Source organism: Vibrio phycocola (assembly GCF_054404255.1).
This window is the reverse complement of sequence record NZ_JBTAMQ010000006.1, coordinates 47,166-66,141: the sequence shown is the minus strand read 5'-3', so window position 1 is coordinate 66,141 and position 18,976 is coordinate 47,166. Positions and strand designations below refer to the sequence as shown.

Below are 18,976 nucleotides of genomic sequence, written 5' to 3'. Positions count from 1 at the left end.
GGTCGGTGAAGAGGGATTCGAACCCCCGACCCTCTGGTCCCAAACCAGATGCGCTACCAAGCTGCGCTATTCACCGAGATTGTTTTCCACGAGTATTATCGCGTGAGAACGGAGCGTATCTTACTCATTCTCTGACAAGACGCAATAGCTATTTACAATATTTATCATAAAAGCTTGTCAAATGCCTAAATAACACACAGTGAAAGCAAATATTTGGGTCAATACCGTTAAATTTGAACACTTCTATTTTTGCTTGATATAATCTGGATATCCATTTCAACTCAGGTACGCGAGTATGTCCCACGACGATATGGAATTATTCCAACAAATGCTTGGCGATGTAAAACCACTGGCCCAAGATACAACTGCACATATACATCGGAGTGACGTTACGCCAGCTCAACTCGCTAAACGTGCTGCCGCTACCATGCTATCTGAGCAAGACCCCGACTATTTATCGTTAGATAATGCTCCAATGCTCAAACCTGATGAGCACTTTGAATTTAAACGTAGTGGTGTTCAAGATGGCGTTTACCGAAAATTACGCTTAGGTAAATACCCCATTCAAGCCCGTCTTGATTTACATCGGAGAACTCTAACGCAAGCCCGTGATGAAATCGTTCGATTTCTTAAACAGTGTATTCGAATGGACATTCGTAGCGTTGTTATCGTTCACGGAAAAGGTGAACGTTCGACCCCTCCTGCACTAATGAAAAGTTACGTTTCCCATTGGATGACACAAATAGAAGATATTCAATGCGCACACACCGCTCAGCAATTCCACGGTGGAAGTGGCGCTCTTTACGTTATGTTGCGTAAAAGCCCAGAAAAAAAGGCAGAAAACCGAGAACGTCATCAAAAACGTCGTCCGTAATCTGCCTACTCAAAGCTTAAAAAAACAAAGAGAAACAACAACTCACCTTTGTTTTATAAGTTGCTATTTCGTTCCAAAAATCTTGTCACCAGCATCGCCTAAGCCTGGAATGATGTAGCCTTGTTCATTTAGCTTTTCATCAATAGCAGCCGTGTACAACTCAACATCTGGGTGGGCTTTTTCTAACGCAGCAATCCCTTCTGGTGCAGCAACTAAAACCAATACTTTTAATTGTGTACACCCTTTCTGTTTTAGAAGATCGATGGTCGAAATCATAGACCCCCCAGTTGCCAGCATTGGGTCAACAACTAGCGCAATACGCTCATCGATATGAGAAGCGATCTTATTAAAATAAGGAACTGGCTCTAATGTCTCTTCATCGCGATAGATACCAACAACACTAATTCTAGCACTTGGAATATGCTCAAGTACGCCGTCCATCATCCCCAAACCAGCACGAAGAATGGGTACAACAGTGACTTTTTTACCTTTGATTTGGTCAACTTCTACCGGACCATTCCAACCAGTAATCGTGACTTTTTCCGTTTCTAAATCTGCTGTAGCTTCATAAGTAAGCAAGCTGCCTACTTCTGTCGCTAATTCACGAAAACGCTTTGTGCTAATATCGCCTTCACGCATCAATCCTATCTTGTGTTTTACCAATGGGTGTTTGACTTCAACGACTTTCATTCTATTCTCCGACAACATCTGACTAGTTGGTTAGGATTATACCTACTTCTTGCGCGCATTTCAGGAAACTGAATCAATTAAAAAAGCGACGCAAACGTTTTCCTTTTCTTTTTTTCCCCTGTAGAATAGCGCCGTTTTCATATCCATTAACAAACGAGGATTTCCCCGTGAGTGGCAATAACACTTCCCTAAGCTACAAAGACGCTGGCGTAGATATCGACGCAGGTAACGCACTAGTTGAACGCATCAAAGGTGCAGTTAAAAAAACTCGTCGCCCAGAAGTTATGGGTGGTATCGGTGGTTTCGGCGCACTATGTGAGCTACCAACGAACTATAAACAACCCGTTCTAGTTTCCGGCACTGATGGTGTTGGTACTAAATTACGACTCGCATTGGATATGAAGAAGCACGATACCATTGGTATTGACCTTGTAGCGATGTGTGTAAACGACTTAATTGTTCAAGGTGCTGAGCCATTATTCTTCTTGGATTATTACGCGACAGGCAAACTTGATATTGATACTGCAGCAGAAGTTGTAACTGGAATTGCTGAAGGTTGTCTTCAAGCGGGTTGTTCTCTTATTGGTGGAGAAACAGCAGAAATGCCAGGCATGTACGAAGGCGAAGACTACGATGTCGCTGGCTTCTGTGTTGGTGTTGTTGAAAAAGAAGATATTATCGATGGAACAAAAGTTGCCGCTGGCGATGCGATTATTGCTGTAGGCTCAAGTGGCCCACATTCAAATGGCTATTCATTGATTCGTAAAATCTTAGAAGTCTCTGGTGCTGATAAAAATGAATTGCTAAACGGTAAAGCGGTTGGTGAGCATCTACTTGAGCCGACTAAGATTTACATTAAATCGGGTTTGAAATTAGCAGCTGAGCACGATGTTCACGCTATCTCTCATATTACAGGTGGCGGTTTCTGGGAAAATATCCCTCGCGTACTTCCTCAAGGCACTAAAGCCGTTATTGATGGAAGTAGCTGGGAATGGCCTGCCATCTTCAGTTGGTTACAAGAAAAAGGAAACGTCACCACTCACGAAATGTATCGCACATTTAACTGTGGTGTTGGCTTAGTCATTGCGCTTCCTCAAGACCAAGCTGATGCAGCCGTTGAGTTACTCAAATCTGAAGGTGAAAATGCGTGGGTAATTGGCTCTATCGCAAATGCACAAAATGATGAAGAGCAAGTAGAGATCAAATAAGTAATGAAAAGTATTGTTGTACTGATTTCTGGAAATGGTTCGAACTTACAGGCTATCTTAGATGCTTGTGAATCTACGATTACAACTGGAAAAGTCACGGCGGTGTTCTCGAATAAAGCAGAGGCATATGGCTTAGAACGAGCCAAGAAATCTGGCGCTGCTGCCGTGTTTGTAGATCCAAATTCATTTGAAACTCGTGATGCGTTCGATCATTCACTCATGCAACAAATCGATGAATACGCTCCTGACTTAATCATCCTAGCAGGTTATATGCGAATCTTAAGTGGTGAGTTCGTTCGCCACTACTTAGGTCGCATGATTAATATTCATCCATCATTATTGCCAAAATATCCTGGACTAAATACCTACCAACGTGCAATTCATGCTGGTGATGAAGAACATGGTACCAGTGTTCATTTCGTTACCGAGCAGCTCGATGGTGGACCTGTGATCTTTCAAGCTCGAGTGCCTATTTTAGATGACGATACCGTTGAGAGCTTAACTCCTCGAGTACAAGCAGAAGAGCATCGAATTTATCCACTCATAACGAAATGGTTTGTAGAAGACCGACTTGCGATGCACGAAGGAAAAGCCTTTCTTGATGGAATCGAGTTAGGCATGCATGGTTATTTGGGCGAGGAATAAAATTTAATATTCTCTAAATAAAGGGTTGATATCATATCAACCCTTTTTTATTTCTAATCATTTTTCCAAGACCTATCTAGATTCAGTCTATCGGCTATTCTAAAGGTGCTTGAGGAGCTTGATTTCCCGGCTTTTTCTCAGCAAATGGCACATGCTGCAATTGATCACTATTCGTATTTACCAACTCACCAAAGTGAAACAAGTTAAACTCACCGGGGCGCATTCGGTGCCACTCTTCGTTTGCAGTAAGAGGCTGAGTTGCAATTACGGTAACAACATCATTCGGACTGGTTTCTTCTTGGAAATTAACTTCAACATCTTCATCAAGTAAAACCGCTTTACCAAACGGCGCTCGTCTTGTAATCCAATAAAGATGATTGGTACAAAACGTCATTACATACTCACAATTTGATAGGAGCATATTAAACACTCCCATTTGCTTTAGTTCACCGCAGCATTGAGCAATATACTCAAAAACAGGCACCATGCTTTCAGGCGGCTCAGGAAAACGCTCATTAAGTTTTTTTAATAACCAACAAAACGCAAGTTCACTGTCTGTCGTGCCAACGGGACGATAATGGCCAGTATCGAGAGAATCATATCCAGTTAATTGCCCATTGTGAGCAAACGTCCAATATTTCCCCCATAACTCCCGTGTAAACGGATGCGTGTTTTCGAGAGAGACTCCACCACGATTGGCCTGACGAATATGACTAATAACAGAACAACTTTTGATCGGGTAAGCTTGAACCAGTTCAGCGACTTTAGATTGACAGCTTGGTTCTGGATCGATAAATGTACGGTATCCCTTCCCTTCGTAGAAAGTAATACCCCATCCATCACGATGAGGCCCTGTGCGACCACCTCGCTGCATCAACCCAGTAAAGCTAAAACAGATATCGGTTGGCACATTAGCACTCATACCAAGCAATTCACACACGCGTTACTACCTCTTGTTTTAATCGATCAATGAACATGCTAAGCCATCTCTTTTTCAACTAACATGATCAAAATATGGATAATTTTAATATGGACTTCTTGAATGCGATCGGCGTACCCAAAATGCGGCACTCGAATTTCCACATCAGCCGTACCAGCCATTTTCCCACCATCTTTCCCTGTTAAGGCAATGGTTTTCATCCCTTGAGCTTTCGCCGTTTCTATCGCTCTCAGAATATTGCTTGAATTGCCCGAGGTCGAAAGTCCAAATAAAACGTCGCCTTCTTTTCCTACTGCTTCTATATAACGAGAGAAAACAAAATCATAACCAAAGTCATTACTAACACAAGATAGGTGGCTAGGATCAGAAATAGCAATACCGGCATACCCTGGACGATTCTCACGATACCGCCCTGTGAGCTCTTCAGCAAAATGCATCGCGTCACAGTGTGAACCACCATTACCGCAAGAAAGTACTTTTCCACCTTTCTTAAATGAATCGGCCAACACTTTAGCTGCCGCTTCAATTTGGGCAATATTTTTTTCGTCACTCAAGAATTGATTTAACACTTCTGCCGCTTCGGAAAGCTCTTTTTTTATGAGATCTTGATACATGAGTCTTTTCTCTTTAAATCATTAGCGATTGGAAATACAAGATGTTTAAGAGTAGTGAGTTTACCTTAAACACCTTGTCTGTCGAGGGGGGAAATGTGATATTTTCCAGTCTGATTACAAACTTACGTTAAGTTGTATAAGCAATTAAAAATTCTTACGAGTTTATTCATCGGGGACATTCAGTTGCATTTCTGGCTCTTCGACTTTTTTGGCTTTTTTCGCTTTGATTTTACGGATCACAAACCAAATAATGAGACCAAGAATAATGACAACAACATTGCCAACACCAATATAAATTAATCGTTTTTTACGCTCCTCTTCTCGAGCGCGGATCATCGCCTCTTCTTCGTCAAGCAGGCGCTGTCGCTCTAGAGCTTCCTCTTTTAATTTGCGCGCTTGCTCTAAGTCAACTTCTTTAACCACACTATAAGAGTATTCCGGAGTCGCAAAAGAGAGTGGACGCTCGGAAGGCAGTTCTGTGGCATAGATATGTCCAGACCATTTGTAGTTCCCCAGTTTCCCGGAGTTAGGAATTGCAAGGTTGATGGTTCTTCCTTCTTCAGAAGCTTGATCTTCAATATATTCAGTATCATTAAAGGCATTAGAATGTTCTATGTGAGCCATTAGGCTGCCGGGCTTTATTGTTCCTTCGTCACCCGTAAAAACCACATGATGATCGTTAGTTTCAACTCGAGCTTGGATAAAACTGGTTGAAACCGGTGTTGGATAGACCAAAACGACCTGTTCTACCGATCTCAAAAAAACGCCATTTCCCGATAGAATCCTCACCCTATACTTTCCGGGTTCAGCCACCACTTTAATCCCGACGGTAAATATTCCATCGCCTGGATACTCATCAAACCCAGTGCCATCGTCAAGAAACTCTCCCACCAAAATTGATTCTGGACGAGCTTCTTTGACCAATAACTCTTCGTCTTCTACATACTTAGTAAATGTTATTCTCAAATTGACGCGATCTAAAAAATCCCTTAATTCCAAAGGTTTTCCATCGGAAGTTAAACGGGCAGTAAATTTAACTTCTTCACCCTGATACATTCGTTTGGGCAATTGATCTGACGTCAATTTTAAATTGGAAATTAATGTAATGTTGTTTTTAGGTGTGACTTTACCAACAGCTTGCCAAGGTCCCGGCATCGGAGAGTCGATAGAAATAATATCCATCGACGATTCTTGATACCAGCGTACATTATCAGGGTGACGCCTCGCATAATATTTAGCACCATCAGGACGCACTAACACCACCGATTTAGACGGTTTACTGCGATATATCATAAAAGTGATTTGCTCTATCGTTGGATCAACTCTAAAGCGGTTATCGAGAAGAGAAAGCGTAGATTCTGAGGCGGCAACGCTCCATAGGCTCGTCATAAGTCCAACAATGATCACTATGGTACGTAGCATAGTTCTACTCCTATTGGCGCCACAAACAGCTGCCATTTTTTTCAACCAAATCCAAACGTTCTTGATGTGCTTGTAATTCATCGGCTGATGCAGGCAAAACCTTTAATGCTTTTCGACCACTGACCAAGCGTTTTATTGTTTCTCCCCCACTACCATCAGAAGATTGATTTGCCGAAGTGAACTGGAGCGCGGTTTGCCCACCAGTCATCAACAAATAGACATCGGCGAGAATTTCCGCATCGAGTAATGCGCCGTGCAACGTCCGATGCGAATTATCTATTCCATAACGATCACACAAAATGTCTAGGTTATTACGTTTACCGGGGAAGATACGCTTAGCCATTGCTAACGTATCGGTCACCTGACAAATTTGTTCTGTTTTCAGAGTATTTCCCGAAAGCTTAGAGAACTCATAATCCATAAAGCCGACGTCAAAGGGCGCGTTGTGTGCAACCAACTCTGCGTCTTTGATAAAATCGATAAACTCAGAGTGGACATCCGCATAGTCGGGTTTGTCTAGAAGAAATTCATCTGTAATACCGTGAACATTAATGGCTTCTTCTTGAATGGCGCGATCAGGTTTTAAATAGACATGAAAGTGGCGTCCAGTCAATTTTCGATTAACGATCTCTACCGCACCGATTTCGATAATCCGGTGACCTTCATAATGAGGCCCACCTTCTTGGTTCATCCCCGTCGTTTCAGTATCGAGAACGATGATTCGTTGATGTTCAGAATTGTTACTAGTATTCATTCGCGTATCTATGTCAGACTATGTGTAATTAAAAATCTCCCTATATAGTATCAAATCATGACAAAACAAGTGGAAATTTTCACAGATGGATCTTGCCTCGGTAATCCCGGGCCAGGTGGCTACGGTATTGTACTTCGCTATAAAGAAAACGAGAAACAACTCGCCAAAGGGTATCATTTAACCACGAATAACCGAATGGAAATGATGGCTGCAGTCGTTGCTTTGCGTAGCGTAAAAGAACCATGCAAAATAATTCTCACCACAGACAGTCAATACGTGCGCCAAGGCATTACCCAGTGGATACATAACTGGAAAAAACGAAATTGGAAAACATCTGCCAATAAACCGGTCAAGAATGCCGACTTATGGCAACAACTTGATACTGAAACTCAACGCCACGAAATTGAATGGCGCTGGGTAAAAGGGCACACTGGTCATCGCGAAAATGAAATTTGTGATGAAATAGCACGTTTAGCTGCGGAAAATCCAACAGAAGAAGATGTTGGTTACCAAGCAAATTAAGCGTCGACGACTTAAATAGCGTCGTCTTTGTGCTCACTTTTTCGCGTACAGTTAACACCAAGCGGTGAAAGTGCGCGTTTAAAGTTCCAATGAGGCTTAATTGGTTTCAGAGGTACAGTGCGCTTTCTCGCGACGATAAAATAAAGACTACTTATTGATCCAGTCCAATCACTGGTATTGTTTTCCAGCCACGTATCAAACACACAACGACTTCCACGGGGAAACAGTGCGTATCGGTCGCACTCAATCACTTGGTAATTCAGCAGGCCTAGCCAATCTTTAACTCGATTTGGAGTAAACATACGCCCACTCCAAGGCAAATAGTTTTTCCGCCAAGGCAATAAACTAGATATTCCCATTAAGCTTATTGGATTAAACCCTGTAATAATAAGGTACCCATCATCGACAAGGACTCGATCAACCTCTCGTAGCATTCGATGAGGGTCATTGTTGTAATCAAGTTGATGAGCCATGATTACGACATCGACACTCTTTTTTAAAAAAGGGAGTTCGTAAGTATCAGCAATAACAGTATGCAGAGGATTTTCAATATCAATGTTGACTTGGTGTTGAATATTGCATGTACAACTGGCAAGCTCACAACTCAACCCACCCAGCTTTAGCATGTGATAACCAAATAGTTTTGGGCACCATTCATCCAATCGATGCTGTATCGATTCTTGAACCCACTGCCCATGCTTTAGTTGCGCCCAAGAGTGTGGTTTTGCGAGTGCTTTTTTGCTGCGTGCTGGTTCCATAGCAACTCATATACAAGGTAATTGGAGAAAAAATCATGATAGAAATAAAAAGCATACCTGCATTTAATGACAATTACATCTGGCTAATTCAAATTAATCAACATTGTATTGTGGTCGATCCGGGTGATGCTCAACCAGTATTAAAGTACCTTCAAGACCACGATCTGACTTTAAAGGCCATTCTCATTACTCATCATCATGCGGACCATACAGGTGGAATTGTAGAACTAACACGTGAGTATCCAAACATTAGCGTTATTGGTCCGAAGAACGATCCAGTAATGGGGTTATCCCTAAGTGTGGATGAAGGTGATAAGTTCACATTACTCGATCAAGAATTTAATGTGCTCTCCCTTGCTGGACATACTAAAGGACATATAGGCTACACAACCGAAAATGCTCTTTTTTGCGGTGATGTACTGTTCTCTGCTGGGTGTGGACGAGTCTTTGAAGGCAGTTACGAAGAAATGTTTGGTGCGCTGAATAAGCTCGCGGCACTTGATGATACGACTCAGGTATACTGTGCGCATGAGTACACAGCGGCAAATGTCGCGTTTGCAATGGCTGTTGAACCGGAAAACAAAGAGCTTCATCAATATCGCGATACTGTCAATCGCTTGCGAGCGAATAATCAAGCAACCATACCAACAACGATCGGACAAGAAAAACAGATCAATCCTTTCTTGAGAACACAAGAGCCCAGTGTGATAAAAGCGGTAGCGAATACCTCGCCACAATGTGATCCTCTCGCCATTTTTTCTGCATTAAGAGATTGGAAAAATCAATTTTAACAATTTCCTTCTTGTCTTCTCATTGAGGTGACAATACTATCACCCGCTCGCATTGAAAAAGGTTATGAGATATGAAGTTTAGGTTAAGTTTGTCCCTGTTATTATTGACAGGTTGTCAATCAATTCAAGCGCCATCAACTCATACCCCAAACAATGAAGAAACAACGCAAGTTATCAGTGAGACAGCAACATCGGAGTTGGAAGGTCCACTAAGAAGTGCCGATCAAATTATATCTGAGTACGGCGAAGTCACCGATAAGGCAACATTATCGGTGAGTAAAAGTACACCACAGTCTCAAGAAGATTTGTGGCGACGTATTAGTATGCAATTTTCAATTGAGGTACCTGATCATAAAGCGATAGAGCAGCACCGTAAGTGGTTTATAAAGCATCCACAACACCTCGAAAAGGTTGCGAAACGTGCGACCCCATTTTTGTATTTAATTACAGAAAAGGTTGAAGAACGAGGTTTTCCACTCGAACTGGCTTTACTCCCAATTGTAGAAAGCTCATTTGATGTCCGAGCCTACTCTCACGGTAACGCTTCTGGCCTTTGGCAGTTTCTTTCTGGTACTGGAAAGATCTATGGTTTAGAGCAAAGCTTTTGGTACGATGGCCGTAGAGATGTTTATGCGGCAACGGATGCGGCTCTAGACTATTTAGCGTATCTAAATAAATTCTTTGATGGTAACTGGTATCACGCGATCGCCGCATACAACAGCGGTGAAGGACGTGTTGCACGATCGATTAAAAGAAATAAAAAAGCGAATAAACCCACTGACTTTTTCTCGTTATCGTTACCCAAAGAAACGAGCCAATACGTACCAAAACTGCTTGCACTTGCCGACGTGCTTTCTAACCAAGAAAAGTATGGTATCTCAATTCCTCAAATAGCCAACAAGCCCTATTTGAAATTAGTCGATCCTAAAGAACAGATGGATTTAAGAATTGCAGCGAATTATGCTGGTATTGATTTCGATACCATGAACAACCTAAATCCGGCTTACAACCAATGGGCAACGTCACCTAAAGGCGTTCAACAGTTATTGATACCATTAAGCCACGTTGACCAGTTCAATAATATGTTGGAAAAAAACCGTGGTAAGGGTGTTAGATTTGCACGTTATACCGTAAAGAGAGGCGATACACTCAGTACCATAGCCGCACGAAACAATATTCCAACGACCAGTTTAAAAGAAACCAATAACCTCAAGCGCTCGCTTATTCGCGTTGGTCAAACCATCTTGGTCCCTAGTGCTTCTGGATCTAGCTCACCGAAAGCTAGCAATCAAACAATCGCACAATTAGACAATAGCAACTCGACCTCGCCCTCATCTCAAACCATTAACCACAAGGTGAAGAGTGGTGATAATTTGTGGGATATCGCCAAGCTGTACAATGTCTCTCATCAAGCTATTGCTCGGTTAAATAATATAAAATCTTCAACACCGCTAAAAATTGGACAAAACCTAAAAATTAGACAAGGGACAAGTGCTCCAACTCAAAGTACCGTTAAGTACACAGTTAAGTCCGGAGATACACTGGGTGGTATCGCGATGAAATATGATTTGGCAAGTCGCGATATTATGAAGTGGAATAAGTTATCAAGTCGTTCAGTTTTGCAAATCGGCCAGACCTTAACCCTTAAAGATGTCAAATCCGTACCAACTCAAAAGACAACGAAATACAAGGTAAAGTCTGGAGATACACTTAGTGATATCGCGATGAAGTTTAATACAACTAGCCGCAATATTATGAAGTGGAATAAATTATCTAGTCGTTCAGTTTTGCAAATAGGTCAAACCCTGATCCTAAAAGAAAACAGCGGCGCTCCAATTCAAAAAGCGGTTAACTATAAAGTAAAATCTGGAGATACCCTTAGTGCTATTGCTATGAGGTTTAACTTAGCAAGCCGCGATATCATGAAATGGAATAAACTTTCTCAACGTGCAGTATTACAAATAGGCCAAACTCTAACACTTTATGTGAAAGAAAATACGTAAAGGGGATCCTGCTTGTGCTGTCTAGAAAGAGTAACTTCTTTTTCAAACCAGTCAGCTAACGAACTTGAGGAAATAAATTAGTTGATACTAAAACTTGCGATTATGGGGTTATGATCAGAGGAGCGTGAAAACGATACTATCGCACTATCTAACTCTAATTGACGGTAAAATAAGTGATCAACGGGTGTACCATCACCATAGGCAAAAATAGTACGATTATCAGGAGCATAATCCGCTTCAACTAACTCCAACGACTCAACCATATCTCGAACGACTGCTTTGCGCTCTGCGCTCCAATCATTAAAATCACCAGCAACAATTACTGGACCTTTATGATCATAAAGTTGCATAATGATGCTCTTAATCTGACGCTTATATTCATATACTGTCAGCGTAAAATTAATGCTATGTAGATTAGCTATGGCGAGTGTTTTTCCATTACTCAGCGGGTAATAACTCACTAATGACGATTTATTGAGCCGAATAAACGGCTCAAGTTCGATATACCCACAGCTCGATGATGGCTCTTCTGTGGCAATGGTCATCACACCAACCGACTCGCCACGAAACAAAAATGCATTCACTTGAGTTGACGTTAACTGTCTCAGCTTAATCCAACTTGCCAACATTGGAGTTAAAATACTTTCTTGTATCATCAACAACTGTAACCCTTCACTATAATCGGAAAGATCACGAATCCAATAAGAGTCTTGTTGCTTATGTATATTCCACACCAATAAGTTTAGTTCACCGTTATTATCGATTGCCTTTTTACCTGGCTGCATAATGCAAGAACTAGGCAGAGACACTGATAGCTGGCTGCTAATGCGTGTATCCGGTTTCGCTATGGTCATCAATTCAATTGAATTGGTGTTTTTAAACATAACCAAAAAGCTTGCTAAAATAATTAGCGAAATACCGAATACCGCAAATAGAGCTATTCTTATTTTCATGAAATAAAATGCTCGTTAATTATTTATTATAATCAACGAATTAAATTGCATCTTCGTCTTCTTCACCAGTACGAATTCGGATAACTCGTCCAACATCTGTGACAAAGATCTTACCATCACCAATCTTTCCAGTTTGAGCCGTTTCAATAATCGCATCGATACATTTATCAACCACATCACCAGAAACTACTATCTCCAGTTTCACTTTAGGCAAAAAATCCACCATATATTCAGCGCCACGATAAAGTTCCGTATGGCCTTTTTGACGACCAAACCCTTTGACTTCTGACACAGTCATACCTGTAACGCCAACATCACCAAGTGCTTCGCGTACATCATCTAGCTTAAAAGGCTTAATTATTGCTTCTATTTTTTTCATTTAGATCCCTTAAACATTTCTTAATCACTGATCATAGAAATCAACGACATAAAACTATCACTTACACACAGATGCTATTAACTAAGCAATCAGTATGCCAAAATTTACAACCCTTTGACTCACTTCAAACTAGCATAGTAAGCGGCTAAGTTCTCAATATCTGAGTCACTTAATATACTCGCTTGTGGTTGCATCACCGCGGCATTGCCACTACTTCGGCTTTTATCTTTGTATGCTTTCAATGATGATATTAGGTACTTTTCATTTTGTCCGCGTAGATTTGGATAGCCGTCGATTGTTGCAATACCATCCTGCCCATGACAGGCAGCACATACAATTGATCTTGCCTTCCCAGCTTCTATATCTCCCGCCTGAACTGAAACTGAAGCTGCGAATAACATTATTGCTAGCATTCCTCTTTTCATAATTGCTCCTAAGTTAGTTTTATAATAATCCTCTTGTTAATTCTGGCACAACCCATAAGGTTATTCCCAGATGAATTCACATTCTCCGCCACAAAATTGACGATCGACGTATAAGTCAGCAACAGCGACTACCTTTTCGTCACACAACAAAATAGGTGTTCTTCGACGTTGCCAACTCGGTACTCCAAACTCCTGATACCATTTCTTCAACGTTTTGTGACCTACTTTCCCTTCAGGGTGAGCACTGAGTCCCTCGGAGCGAAATGTAATCTCCAGTTTTCCTTTTAAAACCATACTACTTAAAGCTAAACCTTTTCCGGTACTTATTGTGTCAAATAATGTCACTTTCCCTAAAAAGCTCGGAAGCTCTAATGGTTGATTTATGGTTAGTGATCTGTGCCAATGTCCAACATCCTGCATTTTCGGAATGCAAAATAGATGCTGTTGATAACGACGTATTTCGTGTTCTTTAAACTGAAACTTCGGATTTGCATCTATCCTAGCCATTGCGACATCGGACCAAAGCAATTTCAGGCGAACCTGACTGGGCATGAGTACATCAAACTTTGATAGCCACATCCGCAATACCCTATATCGCACATCCTCACTCATAAAATTTAAAGATGTGATCGATAAGCTCATATCAGGCGCAAGACTAGTATTAAGTCGCTCCTCAAGTAGCTCATCTAATAGGCGCTCTTGTTGTGCACATAGCTCAGCTGAACGCTGTATAGCCGAAGGGAAATGGGGCCACCGCTGACTAAGTACGGGCGCAACTTGATGGCGAATAAAATTGCGATCAAACCGAGTATCTTGATTACTTTCATCCTCAACCCATGTCAGTCCGTGTTCCTCTGCGTACTGTTCTATCAGAAAACGACGGCTTTTGAGTAAGGGGCGAACTAAAAAACCTTGTTGGAAAGGCCTTGCTAACGCCATAGCCGATAGCCCTTTGGGGCCACTACCACGTTTCAATGCGAGTAAAAATGTTTCTACCTGATCATCATTATGTTGAGCGGTAAGGAGAATACCTTGAGGCTGAAGGTGTTTTTCGAGCGCTTCATATCTAGCCGTACGTGCCATACTTTCGATACTGTTGCCACTATCACAATCGAGCGTAACTCGCTCTAACGCAAAGTCGACATCATGCTTTTCACACCAGCCTTTACATTGCTCTGCCCAATCGTCGGCATTCTGACTCAAGCCATGATGCACATGAACTGCTTTCAATAGAAACGGGGTTTGATGACGTAATTGAATCAGTACATCAAGTAATACCCTAGAATCGATACCGCCACTTAGTGCTAAGACTATCTGTCTCGGTTCCTTTAGATATGGCTGTAATATCGACTCAACCTCACCCAGTAACATAGTTATCCCATTCTCTCTTAGTTCATCTGATTTGAGTTTACAGCTTAAAATATATCACACAAAGAAAAAGGGTTGAGCATTGGCTCAACCCTTCATTTTTCTATAACTAATAGCTAGTTAACAGTATCCGTACGACATTAAACGTTCGTAACGACGCTCAAGTAACTGCTCGCTGTCGAGCCCACTAATTTCGTCTAACTGTTTTATCAATGTTTCTTTCATATTGTATGCGGTTTGAACATGATCGCTATGAGCACCACCTAATGGCTCTTCAACAATAGAATCAATCAATTCAAGCTCTTTTAAACGTTGTGCCGTTAATCCCATCGCTTCCGCCGCTTGTGATGCTTTATCCGAATCTCGCCATAAAATCGATGCACACCCTTCCGGTGAAATAACCGAATAAGTTGAATATTGTAGCATGTTGACATAGTCACCAACGCCGATGGCTAGAGCACCACCTGAACCACCTTCACCGACAACATTACAGATCACTGGCACTTTCAAAGAAGACATAACTTTCAAGTTCTGAGCAATCGCTTCAGACTGACCGCGCTCTTCAGCACCAACTCCTGGGTAAGCGCCAGCTGTATCGATAAATGTAATAATCGGCATATTAAAACGTTCTGCCATACGCATTAAACGAAGAGCTTTACGGTAACCTTCTGGTTTAGGCATACCAAAATTACGACGCACTTTCTCACGTGTTTCTCGTCCTTTCTGATGGCCAATGATCATTACTGGGCGATCATTTAAACGCGCAATGCCACCAACTATCGCTTTATCATCGGCATAAGCACGATCACCACATAACTCATCGAAATCAGTAAAAATATGTTCGATATAATCGAGAGTGTACGGACGCTGTGGATGTCGCGCCAATTGAGCAACTTGCCAAGCACCTAAGTTACTAAAAATTTTATGCTTGAGCTCAATACTTTTCTTCTCCAACTGTTCTATCTCTTTTGCCAGATCGACAGAAGTATCACCACCATGAATTGAAACTTCACGAAGTGCTTGAATTTTAGCTTCAAGTTCTGCAATTGGTTTTTCAAACTCTAAAAAGTTGAGGCTCATTATCGATCCCTTTTCTCAGTCATTATTATGTGGCTGAATTTTAGTTAAATTCTAATTCCACTTGGTCTTGGCCAAGCAGTTGCTTTAATTCATCGAGCAGAACATCACTGGGCGTGACTCTCCACTCTGTTCCTAGTGTTAACCGTGCACGAGCATCTTCGCGCTGATAGTATATATTGACCGGAACAATTCCGGCTTTATGAGGTTCCATAATTTGGCTAAAACGCTCAAAAAATGTATCACTGACTTGGTTTTCTGACAGTGATACCGATAGGCTACGGGCGTACTTTTCTCGTGCTGTCCCTAATGCCATAATCTCACGAACGGTCATTTTAAGTCCGCCATTGAAGTCATCAAAGCTGACCTGTCCCGAAACGATAAGAATTTTATCTTTTTCAAGCATATCGGCGTACTTTTCAAGTACATCAGAAAACAACATCGCCTCCATTCGACCAGAGCGATCATCTAAACTGATGATTCCAATACGCGATCCTCTTTTTGTGGTCATCACTTTAGCAGAAATTACCAATCCTGCCAGTGTTACTGTTTGATCTCTTCGAGTTGGAGTTGCGTCTTTTAGTCGGAAACTAATGTAATGATTTAGTTCTTTAATATAGGCACTAATAGGGTGACCGGTTAAATAGAGCCCCAAGGTATCACGTTCACCTTCAAGCCAAACTTTTTCAGGCCATGCAGGTACTTGCGTATATTTCTGCTCAACCGCTTCCGGCGCTTCGGTTAATACCCCAAACATATCCGATTGACCAAACGATTCCGCTTGGTGAAATTGACTCGCTGCTTTTACCGCATCATTTAATGAAGCCATCATTGCAGCACGATGAGGTCCTAGTTTATCTAGTGCTCCTGCATAAATCAGTTTTTCAATAACACGCTTGTTTATTCGCTTAAGATCAACACGAGCACAAAAATCAAACAAATCCTTAAAATGCCCATCTTTTCGTGCTTCCAATATGGCATCAATGGGTGCTTCGCCAACCCCTTTTATCGCGCCAATACCATAAACAATTGCCCCACTTTCATCGACATTAAATCGGTATAAGCCGGCGTTAACATCTGGTGGTAAAACTTTTAGATTCATGCGCAAGCACTCATCGACCAAGCCAACCACTTTTTCTGTGTTGTCCATATCAGCAGTCATTACTGCGGCCATGAACTCTGCTGGATAATGCGTCTTCAGCCACAGTGTTTGGTAAGACACCAAAGCATAAGCGGCTGAGTGAGATTTGTTAAACCCGTAACCGGCAAACTTTTCAACCAAGTCGAAAATCTTCATCGATAGCTCGCCATCGACTCCATTGTCGATCGCACCCTGTTCGAAAATACTTCGCTGTTTTGCCATTTCTTCAGGTTTCTTCTTACCCATTGCACGACGAAGCATATCGGCACCACCTAAGGTATAACCCGATAGTATTTGTGCAATTTGCATGACCTGCTCTTGGTATAAAATGATACCGTAAGTTGGATCCAACGTTTCTTTTAACGATTCATGTTGCCACGTCTCATCAGGGTAAGAAATTGGCTCTCGACCATGCTTACGGTCGATAAAGTTGTCAACCATGCCCGATTGCAATGGACCGGGTCTAAACAGTGCCACCAATGCGATAATATCTTCAAAGCAATCGGGTTGTAGGCGTTTGATCAGATCCTTCATGCCACGAGATTCAAGCTGGAATACCGCGGTAGTTTCTGAGTTTTGTAATGTTCTAAATGAACGGGCACAATCAAGTGGAATCGACTCAATTTGAATCGACTCCTTACCTTCTTTAAGCAGTCTTGGATTAATTAATCCTAGTGCCCAGTCAATAATGGTCAGGGTTCTTAAGCCTAAGAAGTCAAACTTCACCAACCCAGCATATTCAACGTCATTCTTGTCAAATTGAGTTACGGGGAAGTTACCTTCAGCATCAGCGTAAATCGGTGCAAAGTCGGTAATCGTGGTGGGAGAAATCACAACCCCACCGGCATGTTTACCAGCATTTCGAGTGCAACCTTCCAAAATACGACATTTATCGATGAGCTCTTTTACTTCTTCGTCGTTATTATAAAGCTCTGGTAAAGCGGGTTCAGCTTTGAATGCTTTTTCCAACGTCATACCGGGATCTGGCGGAATCATTTTGGAGATGCGGTCAACAAAACCAAAGGGATGTCCTAACACTCGTCCCACATCTCGAATAACGGCTTTGGCGGCCATTGTTCCGAAAGTAATGATCTGAGATACCGCATCACGGCCGTAGAGTTCAGCAACATGGTCAATCACTTGATCACGTTTATCCATACAGAAGTCGACGTCGAAATCGGGCATAGATACCCGCTCTGGGTTTAAGAATCGTTCAAATAGAAGATCATATTCAAGAGGGTCAAGGTCAGTAATCTTCAAAGCATAGGCCACGAGTGATCCCGCACCTGAACCTCGACCGGGTCCAACAGGAATATCATTATCTTTTGACCATTGGATAAACTCCATAACAATCAAAAAGTAGCCAGGGAACCCCATTTGGTTAATAACATTAAGCTCGATATCTAAACGTTCATCATATTCAGGACGACGTTCTTCTCTGACTTTTGCATCAGGAAAAAGAAATTCAAGGCGATCTTCTAAGCCTTCTTGAGACTTCTTAACCAGAAAGTCTTCTATCTTCATCCCCTCTGTCGGGAAATTGGGGAGGAAGTATTCACCTAAACGAACGGTAACATTACAACGTTTAGCGATTTCAACTGAGTTTTGCAGTGCTTCGGGAATGTCTGAAAATAATTCACACATTTCCTCTTCAGTACGAAGATATTGCTGTGAACTGTAATTTTTAGGACGACGGGGATCTTCCATCGTAAAGCCATCATGAATCGCCACGCGGATCTCATGAGCCTCAAAAAGTTCATCGTTAAGAAAAACGACTTCATTAGTCGCAACAACAGGCAGATCTCGCTGCTCAGCTAACTCGATCGCAAAATGAAGATACGATTCTTCATCTTGTCGCCCCGTACGTATCAGTTCAAGATAAAACCGATTTGGAAAGTGCTGTTGGTAAAACTGAACACAGCGCTCGACTAGGCTATGGTTACCTTTTAACAATGCTCGGCCAACCTCACCTTGACGACCGCCGCTTAATAAGATCAATCCTTCGGAAAGCTCGCCTAACCAAGATTTATCAATCACAGGTTGATGCTGAACATGACCACGTAAATAGGCTTTTGATATAAGAAGTGTGAGATTCTTATACCCAATATTATCGGCAGCCAACACGGTTAAACGCGTCAATTCATCGCCAAACTCTTCCGACTGCATTAAAAAGTCAGCACCAATGATTGGCTTAACCCCACACCCATGAGCGGTGCTGTAAAATTTCACCAACCCACAAAGATTAGTAAAATCCGTTAACGCCATAGCGGGCATACCGAGCTCAGCAACTTTCTTTACCAGCGGCGGTACTTTAGACAAACCATCGACCATGGAGTAATCACTATGTACTCTAAGGTGGACAAATTTTGGTTCTGACATGTAACACTTTTCCTTTCGGATCAAATTGCTTTC

At 41.9% G+C, this 18,976-nt stretch carries 17 protein-coding genes, 1 tRNA gene and 1 pseudogene; 6 read left to right on the top strand and 13 right to left on the bottom strand.

Translation table 11 applies throughout. From position 1 onward, the window contains the following. Positions 1-2 precede the first annotated feature (2 nt). A tRNA-Pro gene (locus ACXJY6_RS10310) sits at positions 3-76 on the bottom strand. 219 nt (positions 77-295) lie between these two features. Between ACXJY6_RS10310 and smrA the strand changes: the two genes are divergently transcribed. After that, positions 296-874 (top strand): DNA endonuclease SmrA, encoded by a 579-nt coding sequence (gene smrA / locus ACXJY6_RS10305; RefSeq protein WP_458768264.1) that lies wholly within the window; start codon positions 296-298, stop codon positions 872-874. 63 nt (positions 875-937) lie between these two features. On the opposite strand, the gene upp is transcribed toward smrA, so the two are convergent. After that, positions 938-1,564: a uracil phosphoribosyltransferase gene (gene upp / locus ACXJY6_RS10300; RefSeq protein WP_456050746.1), complete on the bottom strand. Its 627-nt coding sequence runs from the start codon at positions 1,562-1,564 to the stop codon at positions 938-940. A 167-nt stretch (positions 1,565-1,731) separates the two neighbouring features. Here upp and purM point away from each other — a divergent pair, with 167 nt between their 5' ends. Both purM and purN read left to right on the top strand, forming a co-directional pair. Next, on the top strand, positions 1,732-2,772 hold the full coding sequence (purM, locus tag ACXJY6_RS10295; RefSeq protein ID WP_458768263.1) for a phosphoribosylformylglycinamidine cyclo-ligase: 1,041 nt from the start codon (positions 1,732-1,734) through the stop codon (positions 2,770-2,772). 3 nt (positions 2,773-2,775) lie between these two features. After that, a complete protein-coding gene (gene purN / locus ACXJY6_RS10290) occupies positions 2,776-3,417 on the top strand; it encodes a phosphoribosylglycinamide formyltransferase (protein WP_456050744.1) in 642 nt (213 codons plus the stop codon). A 94-nt stretch (positions 3,418-3,511) separates the two neighbouring features. On the opposite strand, the gene ACXJY6_RS10285 is transcribed toward purN, so the two are convergent. The 4 genes from ACXJY6_RS10285 to dnaQ form a co-directional block, all read right to left on the bottom strand. Beyond that, entirely contained in the window at positions 3,512-4,357 is an 846-nt protein-coding gene (locus tag ACXJY6_RS10285) for a class II glutamine amidotransferase (RefSeq protein ID WP_456050743.1), read from the bottom strand. Positions 4,358-4,395: 38 nt separating this feature from the next. Further along, on the bottom strand, positions 4,396-4,971 hold the full coding sequence (gene lpcA / locus ACXJY6_RS10280; protein ID WP_456050742.1) for a D-sedoheptulose 7-phosphate isomerase: 576 nt from the start codon (positions 4,969-4,971) through the stop codon (positions 4,396-4,398). Between the two features lie 162 nt (positions 4,972-5,133). Then, positions 5,134-6,393: a TIGR03503 family protein gene (locus tag ACXJY6_RS10275; RefSeq protein WP_458768262.1), complete on the bottom strand. Its 1,260-nt coding sequence runs from the start codon at positions 6,391-6,393 to the stop codon at positions 5,134-5,136. Between the two features lie 10 nt (positions 6,394-6,403). Then, positions 6,404-7,147: a DNA polymerase III subunit epsilon gene (gene dnaQ, locus ACXJY6_RS10270; RefSeq protein WP_458768261.1), complete on the bottom strand. Its 744-nt coding sequence runs from the start codon at positions 7,145-7,147 to the stop codon at positions 6,404-6,406. Positions 7,148-7,204: 57 nt separating this feature from the next. Between dnaQ and rnhA the strand changes: the two genes are divergently transcribed. Continuing rightward, positions 7,205-7,669: a ribonuclease HI gene (gene rnhA, locus ACXJY6_RS10265; RefSeq protein ID WP_456050739.1), complete on the top strand. Its 465-nt coding sequence runs from the start codon at positions 7,205-7,207 to the stop codon at positions 7,667-7,669. Positions 7,670-7,680: 11 nt separating this feature from the next. Here the strand turns inward: rnhA and ACXJY6_RS10260 are convergent, their stop codons facing one another. Then, positions 7,681-8,427 (bottom strand): class I SAM-dependent methyltransferase, encoded by a 747-nt coding sequence (locus ACXJY6_RS10260; protein WP_456050738.1) that lies wholly within the window; start codon positions 8,425-8,427, stop codon positions 7,681-7,683. Positions 8,428-8,462: 35 nt separating this feature from the next. Between ACXJY6_RS10260 and gloB the strand changes: the two genes are divergently transcribed. Further along, positions 8,463-9,218 (top strand): hydroxyacylglutathione hydrolase, encoded by a 756-nt coding sequence (gene gloB, locus ACXJY6_RS10255; protein ID WP_458768260.1) that lies wholly within the window; start codon positions 8,463-8,465, stop codon positions 9,216-9,218. 71 nt (positions 9,219-9,289) lie between these two features. Next, a pseudogene (locus ACXJY6_RS10250) lies at positions 9,290-10,864 on the top strand (lytic transglycosylase); the annotation flags it as partial. 434 nt (positions 10,865-11,298) lie between these two features. On the opposite strand, the gene ACXJY6_RS10245 reads toward ACXJY6_RS10250, so the two are convergent. The 6 genes from ACXJY6_RS10245 to dnaE all read right to left on the bottom strand — a co-directional run bounded on the left by ACXJY6_RS10245 (position 11,299) and on the right by dnaE (position 18,943). Then, entirely contained in the window at positions 11,299-12,174 is an 876-nt protein-coding gene (locus ACXJY6_RS10245; RefSeq protein WP_458768259.1) for an endonuclease/exonuclease/phosphatase family protein, read from the bottom strand. 40 nt (positions 12,175-12,214) lie between these two features. Next, entirely contained in the window at positions 12,215-12,553 is a 339-nt protein-coding gene (gene glnB / locus ACXJY6_RS10240; RefSeq protein WP_456050735.1) for a nitrogen regulatory protein P-II, read from the bottom strand. Positions 12,554-12,672: 119 nt separating this feature from the next. Then, a complete protein-coding gene (locus ACXJY6_RS10235; protein WP_456050734.1) occupies positions 12,673-12,978 on the bottom strand; it encodes a c-type cytochrome in 306 nt (101 codons plus the stop codon). A 60-nt stretch (positions 12,979-13,038) separates the two neighbouring features. After that, positions 13,039-14,355: a tRNA lysidine(34) synthetase TilS gene (gene tilS / locus ACXJY6_RS10230; RefSeq protein WP_458768266.1), complete on the bottom strand. Its 1,317-nt coding sequence runs from the start codon at positions 14,353-14,355 to the stop codon at positions 13,039-13,041. Between the two features lie 111 nt (positions 14,356-14,466). Then, a complete protein-coding gene (accA, locus tag ACXJY6_RS10225) occupies positions 14,467-15,426 on the bottom strand; it encodes an acetyl-CoA carboxylase carboxyl transferase subunit alpha (RefSeq protein WP_458768258.1) in 960 nt (319 codons plus the stop codon). 40 nt (positions 15,427-15,466) lie between these two features. Beyond that, on the bottom strand, positions 15,467-18,943 hold the full coding sequence (dnaE, locus tag ACXJY6_RS10220; protein WP_458768257.1) for a DNA polymerase III subunit alpha: 3,477 nt from the start codon (positions 18,941-18,943) through the stop codon (positions 15,467-15,469). Positions 18,944-18,976 lie beyond the last annotated feature (33 nt).

What these genes read in the sequence shown, in the direction of transcription:
- purN (WP_456050744.1), top strand. Translation starts at nt 2,776, where the DNA reads ATGAAAAGTATTGTTGTACTGATTTCTGGAAATGGTTCGAACTTACAG.
- dnaE (WP_458768257.1), bottom strand. Translation starts at nt 18,943, where the DNA reads ATGTCAGAACCAAAATTTGTCCACCTTAGAGTACATAGTGATTACTCC.
- upp (WP_456050746.1), bottom strand. Translation starts at nt 1,564, where the DNA reads ATGAAAGTCGTTGAAGTCAAACACCCATTGGTAAAACACAAGATAGGA.
- accA (WP_458768258.1), bottom strand. Translation starts at nt 15,426, where the DNA reads ATGAGCCTCAACTTTTTAGAGTTTGAAAAACCAATTGCAGAACTTGAA.
- glnB (WP_456050735.1), bottom strand. Translation starts at nt 12,553, where the DNA reads ATGAAAAAAATAGAAGCAATAATTAAGCCTTTTAAGCTAGATGATGTA.
- lpcA (WP_456050742.1), bottom strand. Translation starts at nt 4,971, where the DNA reads ATGTATCAAGATCTCATAAAAAAAGAGCTTTCCGAAGCGGCAGAAGTG.
- ACXJY6_RS10275 (WP_458768262.1), bottom strand. Translation starts at nt 6,393, where the DNA reads ATGCTACGTACCATAGTGATCATTGTTGGACTTATGACGAGCCTATGG.
- ACXJY6_RS10245 (WP_458768259.1), bottom strand. Translation starts at nt 12,174, where the DNA reads ATGAAAATAAGAATAGCTCTATTTGCGGTATTCGGTATTTCGCTAATT.
- rnhA (WP_456050739.1), top strand. Translation starts at nt 7,205, where the DNA reads ATGACAAAACAAGTGGAAATTTTCACAGATGGATCTTGCCTCGGTAAT.
- ACXJY6_RS10235 (WP_456050734.1), bottom strand. Translation starts at nt 12,978, where the DNA reads ATGAAAAGAGGAATGCTAGCAATAATGTTATTCGCAGCTTCAGTTTCA.
- dnaQ (WP_458768261.1), bottom strand. Translation starts at nt 7,147, where the DNA reads ATGAATACTAGTAACAATTCTGAACATCAACGAATCATCGTTCTCGAT.
- ACXJY6_RS10260 (WP_456050738.1), bottom strand. Translation starts at nt 8,427, where the DNA reads ATGGAACCAGCACGCAGCAAAAAAGCACTCGCAAAACCACACTCTTGG.
- smrA (WP_458768264.1), top strand. Translation starts at nt 296, where the DNA reads ATGTCCCACGACGATATGGAATTATTCCAACAAATGCTTGGCGATGTA.
- gloB (WP_458768260.1), top strand. Translation starts at nt 8,463, where the DNA reads ATGATAGAAATAAAAAGCATACCTGCATTTAATGACAATTACATCTGG.